Raw genomic sequence first — 18,505 nt, 5'->3', positions numbered from 1 at the left:
TTTCCGGCGGCCTCAGGCCGCCGCCAGCCAGCGCCGCGGATCCTCCGCCCGGCGCGCCGGCCCGGCGAGCGCCGCGCACAGCTCTTCCATCGCGGCAAGATTATGCAGCGTCCTGAAATCGTCCACATGCGGCAGCATGGCCCTGATGCCGCGCGCCCGCGCCTCGAACCCGTCGAAGCGCAGGAGCGGGTTGAGCCACACAAGCCGGCGGCAGGAGCGGTGCAGCCGGTCCATCTCGAAGGAGAGGTCGTCGCCCACATCGCGCTCCAGCCCATCGGTGAACAGGAGAACGACCGCTCCCTGCGCCAGCACGCGCCGCGACCAGTGCCGGTTGAAGGCTGCGAGCGAGGTGGCGATGCGCGTGCCGCCCTCCCAGTCGCGCACCAGCGCACCGGCCCGCGCCAGCGCCTCGTCCGGGTCGCGCGCCTTGAGCTCGCGCGTGATGTTGGTGAGCCGCGTGCCGAAGACGAAGCTCGTCACCCGCCGACGACTCTCGGTGAGCGCATGCAGGAAATGCAGGAAGATGCGGCTGTACTCCGCCATCGAGCCCGAGATGTCGACCAGCGCCACCACCGGCGGGTGCTTCTCGGCCCGCTCGCGCATGGCGAGCTCGATGAGGCCACCGCCGGCCCGCAAGGTGCGGCGCAGGCTCCGGCGCGCGTCGATGCGGCTGCCGTGCGGGTCGGCGGCGTAGCGGCGCGTCTTCACCCGGTCGGCCGGCAGGCGCAGCCGGGCGATGAGCTGACGGGCGCGGGCGATCTCGGACGCGCTCATCTGGGCGAAGTCCTTGGTCCGCAGCACCTCGCGATCGGAAACGGTGAGACGGGCGGAGAACTCGACCTCCTCGCGCACCTCTTCGGGCGGGCGGAGCGGCGGGGCCATGGCATCGGCGATACGCGCCGCGCCCGGCGGCCGCTTGTCCTCGGTCGGACTGCCCGGCGCGATGGGACTCATCATGGCGATGAGCTTCTCGACGAGCGCCCGCCGGCGCCAGAAGAGGCGGAAGGCCTGGTCGAAAAGCGCGCTGTGCTCGTGCTTCTTCACGAAGACGGCATGCAGGATCCAGTAAAAGTCCTCGCGCCCGCCGAAGCCCGCCGCGGCGACGGCCTGCACGGCATCGACGACGCTGCCCGGCCCGACCGGCAGGCCGGCAGCGCGCAGCGCCCGGGCGAAATAGGCAACGTTCTCGGTGAGCTTGCCGTCCATGCCGGCATCGATCCCCTGCATCCCGGTACCATATAGGCTCTCGTGCTGCGATGCACGAGCCGCCGCCGGCTGCCCGCCCTTCGTCTCGAGGGAAGGTGATCGCCGCTTTTCTGCCGAAGCGCCGGCTACTCCGCCGCCCTCAGGTCGGCGTGCACGGCATCGAGCATCTCCTTGACCTTCGAGCCCTGCAGCTTCTGGATGTCGTCCTGATATTTCAGGAGCACGCCGAGGGTGTCGGAGACGATGGCCGGGTCGAGCGCCACGGCGTCGAGCTCCACGAGCGCCGTGGCCCAGTCCAGTGTCTCGGCGACGCCCGGCACCTTGAACACCTCCTCGCGCCGCAGCGCCTGCACGAAGGCCACCACCTCCTTCGACAGGCGCGCCGGCGCCTGCGGCACCTTGGCCTTGAGGATGGCGAGTTCGCGCACCGCCGTCGGATAGTCCACCCAGTGGTAGAGGCAGCGCCGCTTCAGGGCGTCATGGATCTCGCGCGTGCGGTTGGAGGTGATGATGACGATGGGTGGGCGTTCCGCACGGATGGTACCGAGTTCGGGTACCGTGACCTGGGAATCCGCCAGCACCTCGAGCAGGAAAGCCTCGAAGGCTTCGTCCGCACGATCGAGTTCGTCGATGAGAAGCACCGGCGGGCCGGCGGTGTCGCCCTCGAGCGCCTGCAGCAGCGGCCGGCGCAAGAGGTAGCGCTCGGAGAAGATGTCGTGCTCGAGCTGCTCGCGGTCGACGGTGCCCGCCGCCTCGGCGAGGCGGATCGCCATCATCTGCGCCGCATAGTTCCATTCGTAGACAGCGGAGGCGACGTCGAGACCCTCGTAGCACTGCAGCCGCACCAGGCGGCGGCCGAGCGAGGTCGCCAGCACTTTGGCGATCTCGGTCTTGCCCACCCCTGCCTCGCCCTCGAGGAAGAGCGGCCGCTCCATCGTCAGCGCCAAGAACAGCACCGTCGCCAGCGGCCTGTCGCTGACATAGCCGGCCGATTTGAGGAGCTTGACCGTCTCGTCGATGGAGGTGGGAAGCGGAAGGGGCTGGGTCATGCGGTCCTTCGTCATGAGATGATCGGAGCGCAGGTTACGCACGGCCGCGATGGGAGGAAAGCCGGGAGGCGCCCATCATCGCCCACGCGGCTTGCCGCCGGACATGGCGCACACCTTCCCCGCCCGTCATGGCCGGATCTGTCCCGGCCATCCACGTCCTGCACATCGAGCAGCATGTCAACGCGTGGATGCCCGGCACGAGGCCGGGCATGACAAGAGGAGGGCGCGTCCTTCCAGATGAGCGCGACGGGTCTGCCCGCCCGATCACCCCCGGTTCGCCGCCTTCGCCACCGCGCGGCGGGCCATGACGCCGATGAGGTGGGCGCGGTATTCCGCATCCGCATGGATGTCGCTGTTGAGCCCGTCGGCCGGCACCGTCACGCCTTCGAGGGATTTCGGCGAGAAGCGCTTCTTCAGTGCCTCCTCCATGGCCGGCACCCGGAAGACGCCGTCGCCACCCGCACCCGTCACCGCGACGCGGATGTCGCCGCCGCGCTTGGCGACGAAGACGCCGACGAGCGCATAGCGCGAGGCGGGATTGGGGAACTTCTCGTAGGCCGCCTTGCCGACGAGGGGGAAGGAGATCTTCGTCACGATCTCCCCCTCTTCGAGCGCCGTCTCGAACAGCCCCGTGAAGAACTCCTCGGCCGGGATCTTGCGCTTGTTGGTGACGATGGTCGCTCCAAGCGCAAGGCACGCCGCCGGATAGTCCGCCGCCGGGTCGTTGTTGGCAATGGAGCCGCCGATGGTGCCGCGGTTGCGCACATGCGGGTCGCCGATGCCCTCGGCGAGTTCGGCGAGTGCCGGCAGCGCCTCGCGCACCACGGGCGACGTAGCGACGGCCGCGTGCCGCGTCATGGCGCCGATGACGAGCGAGCGGCCTTTGAGCTCGATGCCCGACAGTTCGGCGACGGCGTTGAGGTCGATGAGGGCCGAAGGCGCGGCGAGCCGCTGCTTCATGGTCGGGAGGAGCGTGTGGCCGCCGGCGAGCAGCTTGGCATCTCCGTTCTTCGCCAGCATGTTAGCCGCCTGCCTCAGGCTCGTCGGCCGGTGGTAGTCGAAGGCGTACATGGATTTCTCCCCGTTCCGATATCCCCGCCGCGGGGCGCGGCGGGGCCTGTCCCGATCCTGAGCCCTATTCTGCCGCCATGCGCATCGGCGCCTTGCGGCAGGCGCGCCAGACGGCCTGCGGCGTCGCCGGCATGGCGATGTCCTCATGGCCGAGCGCATCCGTGATGGCATTGACGACAGCGGCCGGCGCGGCGATGGCCCCCGCCTCGCCGCAGCCCTTGATGCCAAGGGGGTTGGAGGGGCACGGCGTCGACGTCATGCCCACGTTGAATGACGGCAGGTCGTCGGCGCGCGGCATGCAGTAGTCCATGAAGCTCGCCGTCACCAGCTGCCCGTCCTTGTCGTAGCGCGCGCCCTCGAGCAGCGCCTGGCCGACGCCCTGTGCGATACCGCCGTGCACCTGGCCCTCGACGATCATCGGATTGATGACGACACCGAAATCGTCCACAGCGGTCCAGCGCTCGATGCGGGTGACACCGGTCTGCGGGTCGACCTCGACCTCGCAGATGTGCACCCCCGCCGGGAAGGTGAAGTTGGTCGGGTCGTAGAACGCTCCTTCCTTGAGCCCCGGCTCCAGCTCCTGGCCCGAGAACTTATGGGCGATATAGGCCTGCAGCGCCACTTCGCCAAAGCCGAGCGCCTTGTCCGTGCCGGCGACGGCGAACCGGCCGTCCTTGAACTCGATGTCCCCTTCCGCCGCCTCGAGGACGTGGGCGGCGACCTTCTTGCCCTTGGCGATGACCTTGTCGAGCGCCTTGGCGATGGCCGACATGCCGACGGCACCCGAGCGCGAGCCATAGGTGCCCATGCCGAACTGCACCTTGTCAGTATCGCCATGCACCACGGTCACCTGGTCGATGGGAATGCCGAGCCGGTCCGACACGAGTTGCGCAAAGGTCGTCTCGTGACCCTGACCGTGGCTGTGCGAGCCGGTCAGCACCTCGACCGAGCCGGTCGGATTGACGCGCACCTCCGCCGATTCCCACAGGCCGACGCCCGCGCCAAGCGAGCCCACGGCCTGCGAGGGGGCGATGCCGCAGGCCTCGATGTAGGACGAGAACCCGATGCCGCGCAGCTTGCCGCGCCGCGCGCTTTCGCGCTTGCGCTTGCCGAAGTTCCTGTAATCGGCGAGTTCCAGCGCCTTCTGCAGCGAGGCGTGATAGTCGCCGACGTCGTAGTTCATGATGACCGGCGTCTGATGCGGGAACTTCCTGATGTAGTTGCGCTTGCGGAACTGTGCCGGGTCGATGCCGAGTTGCCGCGCCGCCACCTCCATAAGGCGCTCGACGACGAAGGTTGCCTCCGGCCGCCCGGCTCCGCGATAGGCATCGACCGGCGCGGTATTGGTGTAGACGCCATCGACCTCGCAATAGATCGCCGGAATGTCGTACTGCCCGGACAGGAGCGGCGCATAGAGATAGGTCGGCACCGAGGAAGCGAAGGTGGAGAGATAGGCGCCGAGATTGGCGGTGGTCTTCACCCGAAGGCCGAGGATTTTGCCCTTGTCGTCCGTCGCGAGTTCGGCATGGGAAACGTGGTCACGCCCGTGGGCGTCGGCGAGGAAGGCCTCGGTACGTTCGGCCGTCCATTTCACCGGCCGCCCGACCTTCTTCGCCGCCCAGACGCATACGGTCTCCTCGGCATAGATGAAGATCTTGGAGCCGAAGCCGCCGCCGACGTCCGGCGCGATGACGCGCAGCTTGTGTTCGGGCGCAATGCCGACGAAGGCCGACAGCACAAGCCGCGCCACATGCGGGTTCTGGCTCGTGGTGTAGAGCGTATAGGCGTCCGTCCCCGGATCGTAGTCGCCGATCGCCGCCCGCGGCTCGAGCGCATTGGGGATGAGCCGGTTGTTGACGAGATCGATCGTCGTGACGTGCTTGGCCCGCTTGAAGGCGGCGTCGGTGGCCGCCTTGTCGCCGAGATGCCAGGCAAAGACGGTATTGTCGGGCGCGATCGCGTGCACCGGCTCGGCGCCCTTCGTCGCCTTCTGTGCCAGGGCGGGATCGACGACGGCGGGGAGCACCTCGTAATCGACCTCGACGGCCTCGGCCGCGTCCTTGGCCTCGGCGAGGCTCTCGGCGATCACGACAGCCACATGGTCGCCGACATAACGCACCTTGCCCTGCGCCAGCGCCGGGTGCGGCCCCGCCTTCATCGGCGTGCCATCCTTGGAATGGATCATCCAGCCGCAGATCAGCCCACCAACGTTGTCCTTCGCCAGATCCTCGCCCGTCAGCACGGCGACGACGCCCGGCATGGCCACGGCCTTGGCGGTATCGATCGAGCGGATCTTCGCATGGGCATGGGGCGAGCGCAGGAAATAGGCGTAAGCCTGGCCCGGGCGCGACAGGTCGTCGGTGTATTGGCCGCGGCCAGTGATGAAGCGCTGGTCTTCCTTGCGGCGCACGGCAGCGCCGATATGCGTCACGGACATCGTTTCCTCCCAGAAACTGCAGCGCGCGGCACAGGCTCTCGGACGGCCGGCTCGACGCGCGATCCGTTGTTCCGGCGGCGGACGGAGCCTTGCTCCGCCGGACCGAGCGGCACGCTATTCGGCGGCCTGCGCGAGCGATGAGGCCCGCATGGCCTCGGCCCCGGCGGCAACGGCCTTGACGATGTTGTGATAGCCGGTGCAGCGGCAGATGTTGCCCTCAAGCTCTTCGCGGATGGTGTGCTCGGCAAGGTCGTGCCCGCACCGGTTCACGATGTCGATGGCAGCCATGATCATGCCCGGCGTGCAGAAACCGCACTGCAGGCCGTGGTTGTCACGGAAGGCCTCCTGCATGGGATGCAGCTTGCCGCCGGCGGCAAGGCCCTCGATCGTCGTGACCGACGCGCCCTCGCAGCTGACCGCGAGCGTCGTGCAGCTCTTGACGGCGACACCGTCGAGATGCACGACGCAGGCGCCGCATTGGCTGGTGTCGCAGCCCACATGGGTGCCGGTGAGCTTCAGGTTTTCACGCAGGAACTGTACGAGCAGCGTGCGCGGCTCGACATCCGCGCTGACGGTCTTGCCGTTCACCGTCATCGTCACGGTGGTCATTCGGAACCCTCCCCTTAGGCGCGCACGTGCGTGCGGCTCGTTGCGATGGTCGCTTACGGCGACATCGGACACGGGATACCAGGATCGAGACCCCTACCCTGGAACTGGTCGAAATCCAGTCTGAACCGGCCGGAATCGGGGGTCAAGGGTTGAATGAGAACCGGCTGGCAGTCGTTTTTTGCGCTTTGCGCCGTAAAATATCGAACGTGGCGATACCTCCGTCGGAGAAAGCGGCGGACGCGGTGACCCCGCGTCGCGCCCTTCGATCCCCCGCTTACGGTAGCGTCAAGGCATCAGCCCCTGCCCTGCCGCGTGACGTGGTAGCGCGTCACCTTCGCCTTCCTGTAGATGCCGCTCTTCCTGTCGATGAACTTGTAGATCTCGACGGTCTTCTTGGCGACGCCGTACCAGCGCGGGCTGGACAGGATGACCGAACCCTCGAGCGCATCGGTGGGCCCGACGGCCTTGAGCGGATGGAAGGCCGACCGAGCGGCCTGCGGCGTCTTGAAATCCCTGTACTTGATCAGCGTGCGCCTGGCTGCGTCATGGAGCGTCTTCGCCCAGGCCTCCTCCGTGTTGATGAGGGCGCCCGAGAAGCCGAACTCGCTGAACTGCCCGGCGGTTACGTCGACCGCATAGTCGACGCCGTGCTTTTTTGCGAGGACAAGGAAGTGATTCTTGGGGGCGTCGATATTGGCGTTGCTCCACAGATACATGCCGCGGACGCGCGTTTCGTAGCCCGCCCCCTTCAGCGCGGCGATGACGGGTTCGAGCGCCGCTTCGCAGCCCTCCCTCGGGCAGGACAGAAACTTCTGAATCTGCCGGTCGCCCCTCACCAGAGCCCCGATCTCCTTCAGGTCATTCGTGACGGACGGCGAGCGCAGATCCTGCGCGCCGGGGCTGAATGTCCTCACGACTTCGCTGGCAGCGTGTTTCAACCGGCCCGAACGGCCCGATCCGGCGCCCATCGGCAGGCCCGCATGCGTCGCCTTGACGCCGCGGCCGCTGGGCTTTGCGCGGCCGGCAAGAGCATCCCCGACGGCGTCGGCGGCCCCCTTCAGCGCCGACTTGCCCTTGCCGAAGGCCTTTCGCACGCCCTTGGTGAGGGTTTGCGCTCCCCCCTTGATGACGCGCCCTCCGGCGAGGACCAGAGTCTCGAGTCCGGCGACCTTCAGCGCCTCTTTGATCTCGCCGTCGCTCAGCTCCCGGCCCGCTTCGTAGTAGGGCAGGATGGCGCTGCGTGCCAGATGAATGGCGGCTTCGAGATCGGTCTCGCCGAACGCCTCGTCTTTCAGGGGCAGGATGGCATGTGAGACGATGTCGAGGGCGCTTTCCTGCACGGCACTGTTGGCATCGAGCCCCTCCTTGTGAGGGCGTGCGGAATACGAAGCGGCCGGCAGCATCGTGTTCTGCACATCCGCCTTGAAGAACAGATCGGCATGTTGAGCGAGCCAGGCGTTACGGCCGGCCTCATCCGCGGGAACCGGGGTGACGAGGCCGCACAGCTTGTTCGACAATGCAAAGTAACGCGCCTCGCCGCCTTGGGTGATCTTCAGGAGATAGCCCTGCTGCCCCTGGGGATAGAGCATCTCGAAATGCCCGCCCTTGCTGGCCATCACCCGGCCGTGCACGGTGAGGATGGACGCGTCGTCGCCTGCCGCGATGCCCATCTGCGACAGTTTGTCGGACACCGCCTCGGAAAAGGAAGCCGCGACCTCGCCGATGTATTCGGAAAACCGCTGATCGAAGAGCTTGTTCAGATCAGGAAGTTTCTTGACCTCGTCGGGCACGTCCCGATGGAAGAACGGAAACACCGATATCTGGTCGTCGAGGTAGACATCGATCCGGCTCATCTTGGCGGGGATGCTCGCGCCGCCGACGCCGAGCGGCATATGGTCGGTGACGCTCACCTCCTCGTGCGGGTCGTGCCCCTCCCGCCGGATCACCTCCTCGCCGACGCCGCGTCGGCTGGGCGGAGCCTGTATCGCGTCGTGGATCTGCATGCTGTGGTCGTCCTTGCATTTCATCGAGGCCGTCGCGGCCGTGCGCGCCGGCCCGGCAGCCCTCGGATGGCGGGACGCCGGACTCGGCCGCAGACCGGGAACGACGGGATGCGGCGGCTCGCCGCCGGCAGGGGCAGGACCGGATGGAGGCCCGCCCGCAGGTCGCGCCGGCGCCGGCGAAAGGGCGGTGGCGTTCCCGGCCGCCTGTGTCGCCCCGCTGCCGCGACCATCCCGCTGCGATTGCGGGTTCGGCCGGGGACCGCCATGGGGCATCTGCTCGCCCCGCGTGCGGAGAACCGCTTCCGCATTGGCCCCGTAGTCGACGGCCAGCAGAATCGCAGCGACAAGAGCGATCCCCGGCGCGCGGGGCGACGGGGGCAGCGGCGGCCTGCCGTGCCGCTGGGGTCGGCCGTGTTCAGCCACCCATTGTGCGCTCGTCCCGACGGCGCGCCGTTGCTGGTTGAAATCCTCTGCCCGTGTCTTGCCGGCAACGGGCGGGTGAAACGCCGAGACTCGGCCCATTCTGAAAACCCTCGGATGAATGACTAAAAAATAATCCGCCCTTGTCCGGCATCCGGTTTCGCGGTGCCAGCGGGCAGTCGGTCAATTCACAGTTCGAAGGGTTTGCCGGTTCCGATTCCCGGACAGGACGCCCCCGGGGCCAGATCGGGTTGCGGTGCCGCAAAAATCGTGAGATGTCGTTGAACGGCGACAGGTGGAGTTGTCAGGCTGCCTCCTCCGCTCCCACCACCTTGGCGAAATTGGCGAAGAACTCGTCGGCGTATTTCTTGGCGACGCCGTTGATCAGCCGGCCGCCGAGCTGGGCGAGCTTGCCGCCGATCTGCGCCTCGACGTCATAGGTCAGCTTCGTGCCCTCCGGCACGTCGGCGAGCTGCACCTTGGCCCCGCCCTTGGCGAAGCCGGCGACGCCCCCCTCGCCTTCGCCGGTGATGGTATAGCCGTTCGGCGCGTCGATGTCCGAGAGCACGACCTTGCCCTTGAAGGTCGCCTTCACCGGCCCGACCTTCACCTTCGCCACTGCGCGGAAGCCGTTATCCTCCGTCCGCTCCAGTTCCTCGCAGCCTGGAATGCAGGCCTTGAGCACCTCCGGGTCGTTGAGCTTTTCCCAGACCGTGGCCCGGTCCGCCGGCAGGATGTTCTCGCCCGTCATCGTCATGGCCATGGGTTGCCTCCCTCGTCGTCTTTGCCGCCTGGTGCGAGCGGGCCGGTTCGATCCGCTCCAATCTACGCAAGAACGCAGGCGCGACCAGCCCCTCGGACGCATGACGGGCTGCAGTTGCCCCCTCGGCCCCCTTGCGCCGACGGCATAACCTGCGCGAGATGCTCGCGGTCAAGGGAGGAGCGCGATACATGACGATCATCGACATCGCTGGCGAGCCGTTCAACGTGCGCATGGACGGGCCGAAGGACGCCCCGGTTCTCATGCTGTCCAACTCGCTGTCATCCAACATGTCGATGTGGGACGCGCAGGTGCGCGCCTGGCAATCGCACTTCTGCATCCTGCGCTATGATTCGCGCGGGCACGGCGCCTCGGTCGCGCCGGACAGGCCCTATTCCATAGCCGAACTCGGCCGCGATGCCGTGGCGATCCTCGACCATTTCGGCATCGCGAAGGCCCATTGGTGCGGCGTCTCCAAGGGCGGCATGGTCGGCATGTGGCTCATGACGCATGCGCCGGAACGGCTCGAGCGGGTGGTCCTGGCCAACACCTCCGCGCACATGGGACCGCCCGAGCTCTGGAACGGCCGCATCCGCACCGCCCGGCGCGCCGGCATGGCGGCGCTTGCCGACGCGACGGTCGAGCGCTGGTTCACGACAGGCTTTCGTGAGCGGGCGCCGCAGACGATCGCCGCCATGCGCGAGATGATCGTGACGACACCCGCCCACGGCTATGCCGGATGCTGTGCCGCCATCCGCGACATGGACCAGCGCTGGGAGATCCGGGCGGCGAAGAACCCCGTGCTGGTCGTCGTCGGCGCGCATGATCCGGCCACGCCGCTCGCCGCCGGCCGCCAGATCCACGAGGCCATCGCCGGCTCCTCGCTAGTGATCCTCGAGGCTGCGCACATTTCCAACGTCGAGGCGGAGGCCGCGTTCAACCAGGTGGCCGGCGACTTCCTGCGCGGCTGAGGCCTTTACAGGGCGTGGTAGCGGCGCCCCTTGTAGACGAGGCTGTCCCCCTCGGCGCCGACGGCGAGCGCCTGAACCTCGCCGATGAGGATGCGGTGCGTCGCGGCATCGACCGCCTTGACGAGGCGGCAGTCCACGGCCGCCCGCGCGGTGACGAGCGTCGGAGCACCCGTGTCCAGCGTCGTCCAGCCGCCCGACCGGAATCGCGCGGTGCCGAACAGGCCGGTGCGGCCGGCGAAGACATCGGCGAGCGCCCCCTCGCCACCGGCCAGCGTATTGACGCAGAAGACCCCGTTTGCCTCGAGGACCGGCAGGACCTGGCTGGCCCGGTTGAGGCACACGAGCACCGTCGGTGGCGCATCGGAGACCGCCGCGACGGAAGTCGCCGTGAAGCCCATGCGTCCCGCGGCACCGGCAGTCGTGACAACATGCACGGCACCGGGCACGCGGCTCATGGCCTCGCGAAACGCCTGCTCGGTAGGCGTTGCGGCATGGTCGTCATGCGCATCGCCGAATGCGTCGTCGATGAAAACCCGGTGCATCAAGGCCTCCTGCGGCCTTTTCATATGGCGCGGCACGAACGGCGAAGCAACCGGCGGCCGGATCGAGGAGCAGGGGCATGTCGCGCTAGAGGCGGCTGACGGCGTCCTTGATGCTCTCGCGCAGATGGGCGACGAGCGCGTCCGCAGCCGCTTCGGCCGCCTGCACGTCGCCCGTGCCGACGGCGCGAAGCAGGTCCTCGTGCCGACGCGCCGCGGGCACGAGGTCGCTCGCGCGGCGAAAGAACAACCAAGCCCGGCGGGCCATCGCCTGCAGCGGCATGAGGGCCCGGGCGGCATAGGGATTTCCCGACAGCTCTGCGAGCGTCCTGTCGATCGCCTTGTCGGCCTCGACAAAGCCGACGACGTCGCCCGTCCCGGCCGCCCGTGCCATTGCCGAGGCCAGTTGCTCCGTCACGGCTAACGGTCCGCCGGCGGCATGGACCTGCTTGCTCTGCATGCCCGCCAGCCGCTCCGTCACCGCCTGCGCCCCGCACGCGATGCGGCGGGCGGCGCCCGCGGCGACCAGCCGCTCGATTCCGACGCAGACATCGAGCGCCACGAGCACCTCGAGCGGGTTGATCTCGGACACGGCAATGCCCTTGCGGGGAAAGACACGCACGAGCCCGTCGTAATGGAGGCGCTGCAGCGCCTCGCGTACGGGGGTGCGGCCGAAGCCGACCCGCTGTGACAGGTCATTCTCGGTCAGGCGGGAACCGGGCGGCAGATCGAGCCGCACAACCATGTCCTCGATGGCACGGTAGGCCCGCTCGGCCAGCGACTGGGCCTCTGCACCGCAGGATACGTCTACATCGTTGTCCACAGAACTCATCGTCCCAAACCTACGTTGGCTCGCCCTCCCTTTGCAGGAAGAAATGCAGATAAAGCCATCGCCACAATAGATTTGTAGAATACAGTGTATTTATAAAATGATGATCAATAAATATTTTTTACTATATGAATAATATATGAATATGATCAATTGGGGCGAGCCAGCATGGAAATGCGCAGACACCAACCGGCGGGCTTATGCGGGCGGCGACGAAGGGGTCCGCCGACAACCACGGGCCGGAGCAGCGTAGCGCAGCCGGCGCAGCGCAATTTTTTGTCGCATGTCGGGGCGCGGACGGAGCATCCGTTGCTTTTTTGCCCGCCGGGGCAGTCTTGGCAATTGTCTTGACCGATCACCGTTGCTAAGCACAGTGTTGTTCCGGTGGTCTCTTTCCGCCCCGTGTTTTCGCCGACACGAGGCGGGCGACAAGAAAAACGAGGGCCCACCCATCAGGGGAACGGTCGATTATGGAAGTTTTCGTACAGCAGCTCATCAATGGGCTGACGCTGGGGTCTATCTATGGCCTCATTGCCATCGGCTACACGATGGTTTTCGGCATCATCGGCATGATTAATTTCGCCCACGGCGACGTCTTCATGCTCAGCGCGTTCATCGCGCTCATGCTCTTTCTCTTCGTCACGGCCTGGCTCGGCATCGGCTCCATCGCCGTTGCTCTGATCATCGTCATGATCGGCGCCATGCTGCTGACATCCCTCTGGGGCTGGACACTGGAGCGCATGGCCTATCGCCCGCTGCGCGGCTCCTTCCGCCTCGCACCGCTCATCTCCGCCATCGGCGTGTCGATCTTCCTGTCCAATTTCGTCCAGGTTTCGCAGGGCGCGCGCAACAAGCCGATCCCGCCCATGGTGCGCGACGTGATCGTGCTCTTCGAGCGTGACGGTTATGCCGTGGCCCTGTCCTACAAGCAGATCATCATCATGGTCACGACGGCTGTTCTGCTCGCCATCTTCTGGTACGTGGTGCAGAAGACGTCGCTCGGGCGCGCCCAGCGTGCCTGCGAGCAGGATCGGCGCATGGCCGCCCTCGTGGGCATCAATGTGGACCGGACGATCTCGCTCACCTTCGTGATGGGCGCCGCGCTCGCTGCCGTCGCCGGCACCATGTACCTCCTCTACTATGGCGTCGTGAGCTTCGCCGACGGCTTCGTGCCGGGGGTGAAGGCCTTCACCGCCGCCGTTCTCGGCGGCATCGGCTCGCTGCCGGGCGCCGTGCTCGGCGGGCTCATCATCGGCCTGGTGGAGACCTTGTGGTCGGCCTATTTCTCCATCGAATACAAGGATGTCGCGGCTTTCTCGCTGCTTGCCATCGTCCTCGTCTTCATGCCGTCCGGCATTCTCGGGCGGCCTGAAGTCGAGAAGGTCTGAGAAAGGCGCGGACAATGGCCCTCAACACACCGCATGCCCCCGCCATCACGGCCGCCGAAGTAACCGCCCCCGCAACGGGCGCGCAGATCGCTGCCGCCTTGCGCGAAGCGGGCATCGCCGCGCTGCTGACGCTCGGGCTCTCCATCCCGATCCTCGCTTTCAAGACCGAGCAGGATCAGGCGAACGCCCTCTACCTGCAGCCGCGCTGGGGCATGGTCGCGGCGGCCTGCGCGCTCATCTTCGCCCTGCGATTCGCGCTCTGCCTGCGCGCCGCGCGCCGCGCCGCCGCCCCTGCCCGGCCCAAGGCGCCAGCGAGCCCCGCCCTTCAGAAGCTGTTCGGCATCGCCGTGCCGCTCTTCCTCGGCGTCGCCGTCACCTATCCGATGCTCGCCACCCTCGCCTCCGGCGGGCTCGGCGGCGCACGCTACTGGATCGATCTCGGCATCCTCATCCTCACCTATGTGATGCTCGGCTGGGGTCTCAACATCGTCGTCGGCCTCGCGGGACTGCTGGACCTCGGCTATGTCGCCTTCTATGCGGTCGGCGCCTATTCCTATGCGCTCCTGTCGACGACGTTCGGCTGGTCGTTCTGGCTGTGCCTGCCACTGGCCGGCATCCTCGCCGCCTTCTGGGGCATCATCCTCGGCTTTCCGGTATTGCGCCTGCGCGGCGACTATCTCGCCATCGTCACCCTCGCCTTCGGAGAGATCATCCGCCTCGTGCTCATCAACTGGGTGGACCTGACCAACGGCGGGGCGGGCATTTCCTCGATCCCGCGCGTCACCTTCTTCGGCGTGCCGTTCGACTCGAGCGAAGACGGCTTTGCCTCTCTCTTTGGCATTCCCTTCAGCCCCATGCACCGGATGGTGTTTCTCTACTATCTCATCCTGGTGCTGGCGCTGATCACGAACCTCGTCACCATCCGCCTGCGCCGCCTGCCGGTGGGCCGGGCCTGGGAGGCACTGCGCGAGGACGAGATCGCCTGCCGCTCGCTCGGCATCAACACCCGCAACACCAAGCTCACCGCTTTCGCCATCGGCGCCATGTTCGGCGGCTTCGCGGGGTCGTTCTTCGCCGTGCGCCAGGGATTCGTGTCGCCCGAGAGCTTCAACTTCCTCGAATCGGCGATCATCTTGTCGATCGTCGTCCTGGGCGGCATGGGCTCGCAGGTGGGCGTCGCCATCGCGGCCGTACTCATGGTCGGCGCGCCCGAGCTGCTGCGCAATCTCGATTTCCTCAAGCAGGTCTTCGGCGCGGGCTTCGATCCCAATGAATACCGCCTGCTGATCTTCGGGCTCGCCATGGTGGCGATGATGGTCTGGCGCCCGCGCGGGCTCGTCGGCCACCGCGAGCCGTCGATCGTACTCACCGAGCGCAAGGCCATCGCGGGCTCGCTCGTCAAGGAAGGGCACGGCTGATGCGCTGGCAAGACGATCCCGTACTCGAGGTCGAGCATCTGAAGATGCGCTTCGGCGGCCTCGTCGCCGTCAACGACCTCTCCTTCAGTGTCGGCCGCGGCGACATTACCGCCCTCATCGGCCCCAACGGCGCCGGCAAGACGACGGTGTTCAACTGCATCACCGGCTTCTACCGGCCGAGCGAGGGCATGCTCTCGCTGCGCCACGACGACGGCACCACGCTCCTGCTGGAGCGGCTGCCGGGCCATTCCATCTCCTGGAAGGCGAAGGTCGCCCGCACTTTCCAGAACATCCGCCTGTTCACGGGCATGACGGTGCTGGAGAACCTCCTCGTCGCCCGACACAACCCGTTGATGCTCGCCTCCGGTTTCACCGTCTTCGGCCTCCTCGGCCTGCCCGGCTTCCGCGATGCGGAGCGGCAGGCGGTCGAGCAGGCGAAATTCTGGCTGGAGAAGATCAACCTCATCGACCGGGCGGACGATCCCGCCGGCGACCTGCCCTACGGCGCCCAGCGCCGCCTGGAGATCGCCCGCGCCATGTGCACGGACCCGATCCTCCTGTGCCTCGACGAGCCGGCCGCCGGCCTCAACCCGCGTGAGAGCCACGAGCTCAACGAGTTGCTTCTGTCGATCCGGCAGGACCACGGCACCTCGATCCTGCTCATCGAGCACGACATGTCGGTGGTGATGGGCATCTCCGACCATGTCGTGGTGCTCGACTACGGCACCAAGATCGCCGACGGGACGCCCGAGGAGGTCCGTAACGACCAGAGTGTCATCGCCGCCTATCTCGGCGTCGAAGACGAAGAAGTGGAGCATGTGGAGGCGGAGGTCGGCCTATGAGCGACGCAGCGACGATGCCCGCGCCGGCTCAGGCCACGGCCGGGCGCACACCCCTTCTTTCGGTGCGCGGGGTCAAGACCTACTACGGCAACATCATCGCCCTCAAGGGCGTGGACCTCGACGTGCACGAGGGCGAGATCGTGACGATGATCGGCGCCAACGGTGCCGGCAAATCCACGCTGATGATGACGATCTTCGGCAACCCACGCTGCCGCCAGGGCACGATCACGTATGGCGGGCGCGATATCACGCAGATGCCGACGCACGAGATCGCCCGTCTGGGCATCGCGCAATCGCCCGAAGGCCGGCGCATCTTCCCGCGCATGACGGTGTTCGAGAACCTGCAAATGGGCGCGTCCATCAAGGACTTCACCCATTTCGACGAGGATCTGGAGCGGGTCTGCACCATGTTCCCGCGTCTGAAGGAACGACTCAACCAACGTGGCGGCACCCTCTCCGGCGGCGAGCAGCAGATGCTCGCCATCGCCCGCGCGTTGATGAGCCGACCGCGGCTGCTGCTGCTCGACGAGCCTTCGCTCGGCCTTGCCCCGCTCGTCGTCAAGCAGATCTTCAATGTCATCCGCGAGCTCAACGAGCGCGACGGCATGACCGTCTTCCTCGTCGAGCAGAACGCCTATCACGCGCTCAAGCTCGCCCACCGCGGCTACGTGATGGTGACGGGGTCCATCACCCTGCAGGGCACCGGCAAGGAATTGCTCGAGAACCCGCAGGTCCGCGCCGCCTATCTCGAAGGCGGGGCCCACTGAGGAACACACGATGCAGGGCATCCTCTACGAAGAAAGCTCGTTCTTCCTCTTTCTGCTCGTCACCTGCATCATGGGCGGTTGGGCCGCCTGGATGACGGGGCGGGCGGTAGCGCTCATCTGGGCGCCGGTGTGGCAGGCGGTGCTTTACCTGCTCGCGCTCGCGTGGGGCGTGCGCTTCATCCATTTCGCCCTCTTCGGGGGCACGCTGCTGTCGCTCCACTATTACATCGTGGACGCAATCGTGCTCCTCGTCATCGGCCTCACCGGCTTCCGCTACACGCGCGCGCGGCAGATGACGACCCAATACCGCTGGCTCTACGAGCGTACGGGTCCCCTCACCTGGCGCGAGAAGGGCAGCGGCTGAGACACCACCGTTTGCGAGTGACTCTCGCCGCAAATGGCGCAAGATTGCGCCCAAGGCGAGAGGCTCGCCGACCGGAGCCCCGGGGGCGGGGCCCGACAAAAACCAGGGGAGTACCAGATGAAGAAAGTGCTGTTGACCGGGATTGCGCTCGGTCTTGGCCTCGCCTTCGCCAGCGCTGCCAACGCCCAGGTGAAGATCGCGGTCGGCGCTCCCATCACGGGGCCGAACGCAAGCTTCGGCACCCAGATGAAGAACGGCGTCGAGCAGGCGGCGGAGGATATCAACGCCGCCGGCGGCATCCTCGGGCAGAAGATCGTGGTCAGCGTGGGCGACGACGTCTCCGATCCCAAGCAGGGCGTATCCGTTGCCAACAAGCTCGCCAGCGACGGCGTGAAGTACGTTGTCGGCCACTTCAACTCGGGTGTATCGATCCCGGCCTCGGAGGTCTACGAGGAATCCGGCATCCTGCAGCTGACGCCGGCCTCCACCAATCCGCAGTTCACCGAGCGTGGGCTGTGGAACACCATCCGCATCTGCGGCCGCGACGACCAGCAAGGCCAGGTGGCGGGCGACTACCTGTCCAAGCACTATGCCGGCAAGAAGGTGGCCGTCATCCACGACAAGACGCCCTACGGCAAGGGCCTCGCCGATGAGACCATGAAGGCGATGAACGCCAAGGGTCTCAAGGAAGTCCTCTACGAAGGCGTCAACCCGGGCGAGAAGGACTATTCGGCCCTCGTCTCCAAGCTCAAGGCCGCGAATGTCGACGTCGTCTATTTCGGCGGCCTGCACACGGAAGCCGGCCTCATCATCCGGCAGATGCGCGACCAGGGCCTGCAGGCGCCGCTGATGTCGGGTGACGGCATCGTGTCGAGCGAGTTCGTCTCCATCGCCGGTCCCGGCGCCGAGGGCACGCTCATGACCTTCGCGCCCGATCCGCGCAAGAACCCGGCGGCCAAGGAGGTCGTCGAGCGCTTCCTGAAGAACAAGAACTACGATCCCGAGGCCTACACGCTCTACAGCTATGCGGCAGTCGAGATCATCAAGCAGGCGGCGGAAGAGGCGAAGTCCCTGGAGCCGAAGAAGGTGGCCGAGGTGATCCACTCCGGCAAGGTCTTCAAGACCGTGCTGGGCGACCTCTCCTTCGACAAGAAGGGTGACATCACCCGTCCGGACTACGTCATGTACGTCTGGAAGAAGGGCTCCGACGGCAAGATCGACTACGCCGGCAACGAGATCAACTGATCTCGCCGCACTGGAAGACAACGGGCCCGCCTTCCCCGAGGCGGGCCTTTCCTTTTGGCGTCAGCTGCGCTCGATGCGGCAGGCGAAGCAGCCGCGGGCCGCAAAATGCGCGTCGACGTGGGCGATATCCGGCCGGGCCAGGAAGCGGTAGATGTGGCTCTCGATCTCGACGCCCGGCACGACCCCGGCATCGACGATCATGCCCGCGGCGTCATAGGCGCGCAGCGAGATCAGCCGCGCCGGCAGGATCGGCGGCACCTCGTCCACGGCATCATAAGCCTCCTCGGCCGCGCGGCGCACGAAGATGGGCCCCGACGCGCGGTAGGGCGACGTCTCCTCGGTGTGATGGGCGAAGGCGAGCAGCAGCACCTCCTCGCCCGGCTGCGCGTCCTGCAGGCTGACGCGGCACGGGCTGGTGCCGCATGCCGCGACGCGCCGCCGGAGGATGCCGCGACGCGCCAGCGCGGTATCATCCAGCTGGAACAAATGGTTGAAAAGGCGCGGATCGAGGCCGCGGATCCGATAGGCCATGGAACTGCTCCAGGTCGAGGAGCCTCCATCTTCGCCCCTGGATCGCGTCCAGCGAC

Annotated in this window: 17 protein-coding genes; 7 read left to right on the top strand and 10 right to left on the bottom strand. The window is 66.8% G+C overall.

Annotated features, from left to right (window positions below):
* Positions 1–12: 12 nt before the first annotated feature.
* The 7 genes from P2T65_RS03000 to P2T65_RS02970 form a co-directional block, all read right to left on the bottom strand.
* Entirely contained in the window at positions 13–1,227 is a 1,215-nt protein-coding gene (locus P2T65_RS03000; protein ID WP_276199158.1) for a VWA domain-containing protein, read from the bottom strand.
* 104 nt (positions 1,228–1,331) lie between these two features.
* Positions 1,332–2,255 (bottom strand): MoxR family ATPase, encoded by a 924-nt coding sequence (locus tag P2T65_RS02995; RefSeq protein WP_071924491.1) that lies wholly within the window; start codon positions 2,253–2,255, stop codon positions 1,332–1,334.
* A gap of 264 nt (positions 2,256–2,519) precedes the next feature.
* Positions 2,520–3,326, bottom strand: a complete 807-nt coding sequence (locus tag P2T65_RS02990) for a xanthine dehydrogenase family protein subunit M (RefSeq protein ID WP_063189115.1) — start codon at positions 3,324–3,326, stop codon at positions 2,520–2,522.
* 64 nt (positions 3,327–3,390) lie between these two features.
* On the bottom strand, positions 3,391–5,763 hold the full coding sequence (locus tag P2T65_RS02985; protein WP_055457324.1) for a xanthine dehydrogenase family protein molybdopterin-binding subunit: 2,373 nt from the start codon (positions 5,761–5,763) through the stop codon (positions 3,391–3,393).
* A gap of 114 nt (positions 5,764–5,877) precedes the next feature.
* Complete coding sequence (locus P2T65_RS02980) at positions 5,878–6,372, bottom strand: (2Fe-2S)-binding protein (RefSeq protein WP_055457325.1); 495 nt, start codon at positions 6,370–6,372, stop codon at positions 5,878–5,880.
* A gap of 293 nt (positions 6,373–6,665) precedes the next feature.
* Positions 6,666–8,375: a hypothetical protein gene (locus P2T65_RS02975; RefSeq protein ID WP_276199157.1), complete on the bottom strand. Its 1,710-nt coding sequence runs from the start codon at positions 8,373–8,375 to the stop codon at positions 6,666–6,668.
* A gap of 724 nt (positions 8,376–9,099) precedes the next feature.
* Positions 9,100–9,558: a carbon monoxide dehydrogenase subunit G gene (locus P2T65_RS02970; RefSeq protein WP_055457327.1), complete on the bottom strand. Its 459-nt coding sequence runs from the start codon at positions 9,556–9,558 to the stop codon at positions 9,100–9,102.
* Positions 9,559–9,746: 188 nt separating this feature from the next.
* Between P2T65_RS02970 and pcaD the strand changes: the two genes are divergently transcribed.
* Entirely contained in the window at positions 9,747–10,526 is a 780-nt protein-coding gene (pcaD, locus tag P2T65_RS02965) for a 3-oxoadipate enol-lactonase (protein WP_055457328.1), read from the top strand.
* Between the two features lie 5 nt (positions 10,527–10,531).
* Here the strand turns inward: pcaD and P2T65_RS02960 are convergent, their stop codons facing one another.
* Positions 10,532–11,068: a flavin reductase gene (locus tag P2T65_RS02960; protein ID WP_071923969.1), complete on the bottom strand. Its 537-nt coding sequence runs from the start codon at positions 11,066–11,068 to the stop codon at positions 10,532–10,534.
* Between the two features lie 85 nt (positions 11,069–11,153).
* A complete protein-coding gene (locus tag P2T65_RS02955; RefSeq protein WP_055457329.1) occupies positions 11,154–11,888 on the bottom strand; it encodes a GntR family transcriptional regulator in 735 nt (244 codons plus the stop codon).
* A gap of 476 nt (positions 11,889–12,364) precedes the next feature.
* Here P2T65_RS02955 and P2T65_RS02950 point away from each other — a divergent pair, with 476 nt between their 5' ends.
* The 6 genes from P2T65_RS02950 (at position 12,365) to P2T65_RS02925 (ending at position 17,918) form a co-directional block, all read left to right on the top strand.
* On the top strand, positions 12,365–13,282 hold the full coding sequence (locus P2T65_RS02950) for a branched-chain amino acid ABC transporter permease LivH (protein WP_276199156.1): 918 nt from the start codon (positions 12,365–12,367) through the stop codon (positions 13,280–13,282).
* Between the two features lie 14 nt (positions 13,283–13,296).
* Entirely contained in the window at positions 13,297–14,700 is a 1,404-nt protein-coding gene (livM, locus tag P2T65_RS02945; protein ID WP_055457331.1) for a high-affinity branched-chain amino acid ABC transporter permease LivM, read from the top strand.
* Positions 14,700–15,542, top strand: a complete 843-nt coding sequence (locus P2T65_RS02940; RefSeq protein WP_055457332.1) for an ABC transporter ATP-binding protein — start codon at positions 14,700–14,702, stop codon at positions 15,540–15,542. The genes livM and P2T65_RS02940 overlap by 1 nt, the downstream gene beginning before the upstream one ends.
* Complete coding sequence (locus P2T65_RS02935) at positions 15,539–16,309, top strand: ABC transporter ATP-binding protein (protein WP_055457333.1); 771 nt, start codon at positions 15,539–15,541, stop codon at positions 16,307–16,309. Before P2T65_RS02940 ends, P2T65_RS02935 begins: the two co-directional genes overlap by 4 nt.
* A gap of 10 nt (positions 16,310–16,319) precedes the next feature.
* Positions 16,320–16,673: a DUF6867 family protein gene (locus P2T65_RS02930; protein ID WP_055457334.1), complete on the top strand. Its 354-nt coding sequence runs from the start codon at positions 16,320–16,322 to the stop codon at positions 16,671–16,673.
* A 117-nt stretch (positions 16,674–16,790) separates the two neighbouring features.
* Positions 16,791–17,918: a branched-chain amino acid ABC transporter substrate-binding protein gene (locus P2T65_RS02925; protein ID WP_055457335.1), complete on the top strand. Its 1,128-nt coding sequence runs from the start codon at positions 16,791–16,793 to the stop codon at positions 17,916–17,918.
* 60 nt (positions 17,919–17,978) lie between these two features.
* Here the strand turns inward: P2T65_RS02925 and P2T65_RS02920 are convergent, their stop codons facing one another.
* Complete coding sequence (locus P2T65_RS02920; protein ID WP_055457336.1) at positions 17,979–18,449, bottom strand: DUF1203 domain-containing protein; 471 nt, start codon at positions 18,447–18,449, stop codon at positions 17,979–17,981.
* Positions 18,450–18,505: the final 56 nt, after the last annotated feature.

Origin of the sequence: Chelatococcus sp. XZ-Ab1, from assembly GCF_029309855.1 — a bacterium.
GTDB lineage: Bacteria > Pseudomonadota > Alphaproteobacteria > Rhizobiales > Beijerinckiaceae > Chelatococcus_A > Chelatococcus_A sambhunathii.
The sequence above is the reverse complement of the archived record's forward strand: the minus strand, read 5'-3'. Positions and strand labels throughout refer to the sequence as shown.

Bases quoted from the DNA above. Each gene is read 5' to 3' on its own strand.
- livM (WP_055457331.1), top strand. From the start codon at position 13,297: ATGGCCCTCAACACACCGCATGCCCCCGCCATCACGGCCGCCGAAGTA.
- pcaD (WP_055457328.1), top strand. From the start codon at position 9,747: ATGACGATCATCGACATCGCTGGCGAGCCGTTCAACGTGCGCATGGAC.
- P2T65_RS02925 (WP_055457335.1), top strand. From the start codon at position 16,791: ATGAAGAAAGTGCTGTTGACCGGGATTGCGCTCGGTCTTGGCCTCGCC.
- P2T65_RS02970 (WP_055457327.1), bottom strand. From the start codon at position 9,558: ATGGCCATGACGATGACGGGCGAGAACATCCTGCCGGCGGACCGGGCC.
- P2T65_RS02960 (WP_071923969.1), bottom strand. From the start codon at position 11,068: ATGCACCGGGTTTTCATCGACGACGCATTCGGCGATGCGCATGACGAC.
- P2T65_RS02990 (WP_063189115.1), bottom strand. From the start codon at position 3,326: ATGTACGCCTTCGACTACCACCGGCCGACGAGCCTGAGGCAGGCGGCT.
- P2T65_RS02940 (WP_055457332.1), top strand. From the start codon at position 14,700: ATGCGCTGGCAAGACGATCCCGTACTCGAGGTCGAGCATCTGAAGATG.
- P2T65_RS02930 (WP_055457334.1), top strand. From the start codon at position 16,320: ATGCAGGGCATCCTCTACGAAGAAAGCTCGTTCTTCCTCTTTCTGCTC.
- P2T65_RS02980 (WP_055457325.1), bottom strand. From the start codon at position 6,372: ATGACCACCGTGACGATGACGGTGAACGGCAAGACCGTCAGCGCGGAT.
- P2T65_RS02950 (WP_276199156.1), top strand. From the start codon at position 12,365: ATGGAAGTTTTCGTACAGCAGCTCATCAATGGGCTGACGCTGGGGTCT.
- P2T65_RS02975 (WP_276199157.1), bottom strand. From the start codon at position 8,375: ATGCAGATCCACGACGCGATACAGGCTCCGCCCAGCCGACGCGGCGTC.
- P2T65_RS02985 (WP_055457324.1), bottom strand. From the start codon at position 5,763: ATGTCCGTGACGCATATCGGCGCTGCCGTGCGCCGCAAGGAAGACCAG.
- P2T65_RS02935 (WP_055457333.1), top strand. From the start codon at position 15,539: ATGAGCGACGCAGCGACGATGCCCGCGCCGGCTCAGGCCACGGCCGGG.
- P2T65_RS03000 (WP_276199158.1), bottom strand. From the start codon at position 1,227: ATGCAGGGGATCGATGCCGGCATGGACGGCAAGCTCACCGAGAACGTT.
- P2T65_RS02995 (WP_071924491.1), bottom strand. From the start codon at position 2,255: ATGACCCAGCCCCTTCCGCTTCCCACCTCCATCGACGAGACGGTCAAG.
- P2T65_RS02920 (WP_055457336.1), bottom strand. From the start codon at position 18,449: ATGGCCTATCGGATCCGCGGCCTCGATCCGCGCCTTTTCAACCATTTG.